The following is a 4713-nucleotide window of genomic DNA, read 5'->3' on the forward strand; positions in this document are numbered from 1 at the left end:
CAATGGTTTGATGAGGGCTGCGAGGGCGTAACAGCCCTTTTCCCATGTTTTCAAGGGCCATAAGGGTGAGATAGGTGCTTTCTGATGGTTTCATGATTTCCAGATCTCACTCCAGCATCAGTCGGTAATCATCCAAGCAATGGCTTGTGTGGACTCAACCGGAAGCTGAGGGGGAAGGTTCTTGAGTCAGACCAGATTTTTTCTGTTTTCACACGGCCAGGACCCAAAGCCGACATGTCGGAAAATACGACCGGTATATTTATCCGTGCTATGAAGCCGAGCTATATGTAACTTTACATGCCCTCTATGGGTTAGTTTGGGCAGATTTTGAGCGTTTATTGACTTGAATACGCCGCCACGATAAGTCAACAATATATCGCAAAGTCTAATTACTGCTGAGCGGCAAATTGAGGCACCCAGATATGACGTTAGTGGATCATTCCCAGGGAGAACACAGCCGTATTTGCGAAGCAGTTTTCGATACTGTTGATAGTCTCTTCATGCCGGACGGTGGAGAGGTTCATATTTGCCAATTGTTCAGATGGCTTTTCAGAAAATCTAGAGTCTTGGTAACCAGATATGCCTAGTACCCGAAAGATCATCCGCGCATTTCTAGCCTCACCTGGAGATCTTCAGGAAGAGCGAAAAGCTATTCGAGACGTGGTCGACGAATTTAACGAGTCTTGGGCGAACGAGCTGGGGTATCAAGTCGAGCTGGTTGGTTGGGAAGAAACCGTTGCAGGATCCGGCCGGCCGCAACATCTCATTAACCAAGATCTCGATCGGTGTGATTTGTTTCTTGGAATGATTTGGAAAAGGTGGGGTACTCCGCCAGGGCACGATTTCTCCTCTGGTTTCGAAGAGGAATTCGAACGGTCCATGGCAAGATGCGAGGAGACAGGAAGTCCTGAGATTTCACTCTTCTTCAAGCAGGTCCCGGATGAATTCATGGTGGACCCAGGGGATGACCTTAAGAAAGTTATTGAATTTCGAAATAAAACCATTGCCGGCAAGAAAATTCTATTTAAGAACTTCTCGACGGCGCGGGATATAGAAGCTCTAGCCAGGAAATGCGTCACCGCCTATGTAAATCGTGTCAGGGACGTGGATGAATTATCCGAGCCCGACGAACTGCGGGCGAAACGTGCTCGAACGAGTTCTGGAGATACGGGTGAGATCGACAAGGGGCGCGAACCGTCTCCGCTGTCTGCTGAAGGTGTTGACTTTCTCGAGAATCTCGTCGGAAGGATCAGGCAGCCAGATTCTTTGGACGCGCTGAGCGCGAGTGATATTGCACGGTTTAGATTGCTGGCGAATTCAATATCGAAGCCAGGCAACGAGGAAATGAACCTAGGTGTCCATGATATCAACATCCTCTTTGGGGAACATACCAAAGGCATGGAACTTAGTAAGAGAGAGAAACACTACCTAACTCGTTTGGGTTTTCAACATCTCGCTAACGAGAACGTACCTCTGTGGTGTTGGTATTCGGCGCTAGCGTATTCAGGGGTCGATCCTGCTGTCGTCTCCTCGTTCCTCCAGGTAGACGAAAACGAGAAGGTTGGGGCGATTTCCGTGTTGACCGCACTGGCTCTCGATCTCCCTACGGATGATGACGTGATCAAACGAGACATACTCATCAACGCTTGGTTCTCAGATGACTCATCGACCAGAGTGCGGACAGCAGCTCTTGGATATCTCGCCAAATGCGGCACTGCGGGGGATCTGGAGGTCGCCAAGAAGGAATACGATCGTAGCGACTACGGGACATCTCGCAGCGCACTTGAGTGCATGGTCGGAATTTTACTTCGAACTGGTCAGGCGAAAGCGGCCCAAGAGCTGGTCTTGGAGTCACAGTTCCAGACACTCAACGCTGATCTGCTGAGGTCTGTGCTATCGGGGTTCGAGGGTCTAGAAACCACCGCGCTGCTTCTTGGTCTTGAACATCGCAACTCAGAGGTTCGACTGTTCGCAATGAAGTCGCTGCATGGTCGGGGTGCACTGGATATAGGTATGGCTGAACAGCTAGCAGGGGACAGTAATGCTTTAGTGCGTAGTGAGGCTGTCAAGGTACTATTGAAACTTGGCAAGCTGCTTGTTGAAGAAGAAATCAGGGAGATACTGGTCCCACCAAAGAAACAACCTACAAATGGTCTTCTGGGTTTGGGTATTTCGGCGGAATCAGATAAGGCGGGAGAGGAAATCTTTTGGCAGTACCGGCTGGATGTGTTAAAGGGTCTTTCTGAGGCGGAGCTGAAGAAGAGAGTCGGGGCGAGCTTGATGTATGATGATGCTGCATACTTCGCGCTGGTTGAGAGGTACTTCAGGAAGCATGCTGATGGACTGCGCCGCAACGTTGACGACAAATTCAGTGCGTACTTCGAAGAGCGGATTCGACGGATGGAGGCTGCGTTCGGCGAGAGTTCTACCATTCAGGATCTCGTCAAGAAGACGAGAGATTTGGAGGAGTTTTTGCGTAAAGAGCTTACAAGGAAAGGGTTGAATGTGCTGTGTGCGGCGCAAAAGCCAGAGGATTTGCAGAGGATAAGGACTAACCTCCGAGACGGCTACACAAGGGCGTCGAAGCTTGACGCTAAGTATCTGGGAAAGCACGGAGAGTGGATTGATATACCCATGCTTGCTAACGCAGAGGGATCAAGCCCCAGTGCGATACAGCTAACAATATCGGGTGATGAGGATTTTCATGTCGAAGTCGCGAGAGCCATAACCTCAATTGGTAAGAAGCACTCTGTCTCAGATCTTCTTTCTCTTGATATGTCATCGGCTATTTTGAGGAAAACAATAGAACTATGCGCTGAATCTCGTTTTTCCAAAATATCACGGGATGCCTTGCTCGCCCTCTTCAACCACGAGTCAGAGGGGGTTCGCAAAGCTGCCGCTATCCTGGCTGTCCGATCGTTCCCGGCGAAGAAGATCAAGTCGATTCTTCACGAATACATCATCAGCGACAAGTATCGCTACTACAACGTCATACATTGGTTGGACTTAGGAGCGTCGATGAGTCGGGATGATGCCCGAAAAGTGGCACGTTCGGTCGGAAGTTAACAAAACTCTCGATTCTTCAAGTCGGAAATTATATTCGGCGGAAGCATAGATGTGTAAACGGCTAACTCAGGCAGCATTGATTGGGTATGAAGTATGCATGTTGTCTAAACAAGGCTTACTACTGGTTGTGTAACTTTAGTCTATGCTGATGGGGTTGCTGGGGCAGTTGACGACCGAGGCTGTGTGAAAACGCACCGGCCGCTATACTTTGCCAAGGTCCGCTGAGGAAATGGCGATGAAGCGATTCGTGGTAGGAGAAGCCCGAGATCAAAGCACGTTGTTCCCCGCGCTTTTGGACGACTTCATCGCAGACGATAACCCGGTCCGTGCTATTGAGGCGTTCGTGGAGGGCCTCGATCTCAGAGGGCTTGGTTTCAAGGGCGTCGATCCGCATGCGACAGGAAGGCCCGCCTATCATCCCGCTGTACTCCTGAAGCTCTATATCTACGGCTACCTCAATCGTATCCAGTCGAGTCGTCGCCTGGAGCGCGAGACGCAGCGTAATGTCGAGCTGATGTGGCTGACGGAGCGCCTGACACCGGATTTCAAGACGATCGCAGACTTCCGAAAGGATAACGGCGAGGCCATCCGCCGTGTCTGTCGAGAGTTCATCGTGCTTTGCCGGCGGCTGGACCTGTTCTCACAAGCCATCGTGGCCATCGATGGCAGCAAGTTCAAAGCCGTCAACAACCGCAACCGAAATTTCACTGCGACCAAGATGAAACGTCGCCTTGAGCAGATCGAAGAAAGTTTCAACCGGTACCTTGGTCAGCTTGATGCAGCCGACCGAGATGAGCCTGCTCTGGCCGAGGCCAAAACAGCGCACCTGAAGGAAAAAATCACGAAGCTCCGGGAAGAGACTGCACGATTACAAGCAGTTGAGGAGGAGAGGTTGAAGTCTCCCGATCAGCAAGTATCTTTGACGGATCCAGATGCCAGAGCGATGGCCACCAGTGGCAGAGGTACCGGAAATGTGGGTTACAACGTACAGACTGCGGTGGATAGCCAGCACCATTTGATTGTGGCCCATGAGGTGACCAACGTCGGGCATGACCGGGGGCAGCTCTCTAATATGGCCAAGCAAGCGCGGGAGGCCACTGGCATCAAGGAGCTGAAGGTCGTGGCTGACAGAGGCTACTTCAAGGGCGAGGAGATTCTGGCCTGTCACAAGGAAGGGATCACTACCTATCTCCCCAAGCCGCTGACATCGCCAAGCCAGGCAAAGGGCTTTTTCCCAAGAGACGCATTTCGGTATCTCCCTGAGAGCAATGAATATTCCTGCCCCGCTGGACAGCGGCTGACATGGCGGTATGAAACGTTAGATAAAGGGATGAAGCTGCATGCTTACTGGAGTTCGGCATGTGCAACCTGTGCCATGAAAGAAAAATGCACGACTGGCAAGCAACGACGGATCAAGCGCTGGGAGCATGAAGATGTGCTTGAAGCCGCACAGTCACGCCTCGATTGGAATCCAGAGATGATGCGCCTAAGGCGACAAACGGTGGAGCATCCCTTTGGCACGCTGAAGGCTTGGATGGGGGCGACACACTTCGCGACAAAGCGGCGCAGAAATGTGAGCACGGAAATGAGTCTTCATGTGTTGGCGTACAACCTGAAGCGTGTCATAAAGATCTTGGGAGTCAATGG

The 4713-nt window shown here is 51.3% G+C and carries 2 protein-coding genes; both read left to right on the top strand.

Features of this window, described 5'->3' with window-relative positions; genetic code table 11:
- Positions 1-579: 579 nt before the first annotated feature.
- Positions 580-3066, top strand: a complete 2487-nt coding sequence (locus tag QLQ85_RS10260) for a DUF4062 domain-containing protein (protein ID WP_282738907.1) — start codon at positions 580-582, stop codon at positions 3064-3066.
- Positions 3067-3301: 235 nt separating this feature from the next.
- Positions 3302-4713: IS1182 family transposase (locus tag QLQ85_RS10265; protein ID WP_282737540.1), on the top strand; the 1412-nt coding region annotated here is incomplete at its 3' end.

Origin of the sequence: Halomonas kalidii (genome assembly GCF_030010475.1) — a bacterium.
GTDB classification, from domain to species: domain Bacteria; phylum Pseudomonadota; class Gammaproteobacteria; order Pseudomonadales; family Halomonadaceae; genus Halomonas; species Halomonas heilongjiangensis.

What these genes read in the sequence shown, in the direction of transcription:
- QLQ85_RS10260 (WP_282738907.1), top strand. Translation starts at nt 580, where the DNA reads ATGCCTAGTACCCGAAAGATCATCCGCGCATTTCTAGCCTCACCTGGA.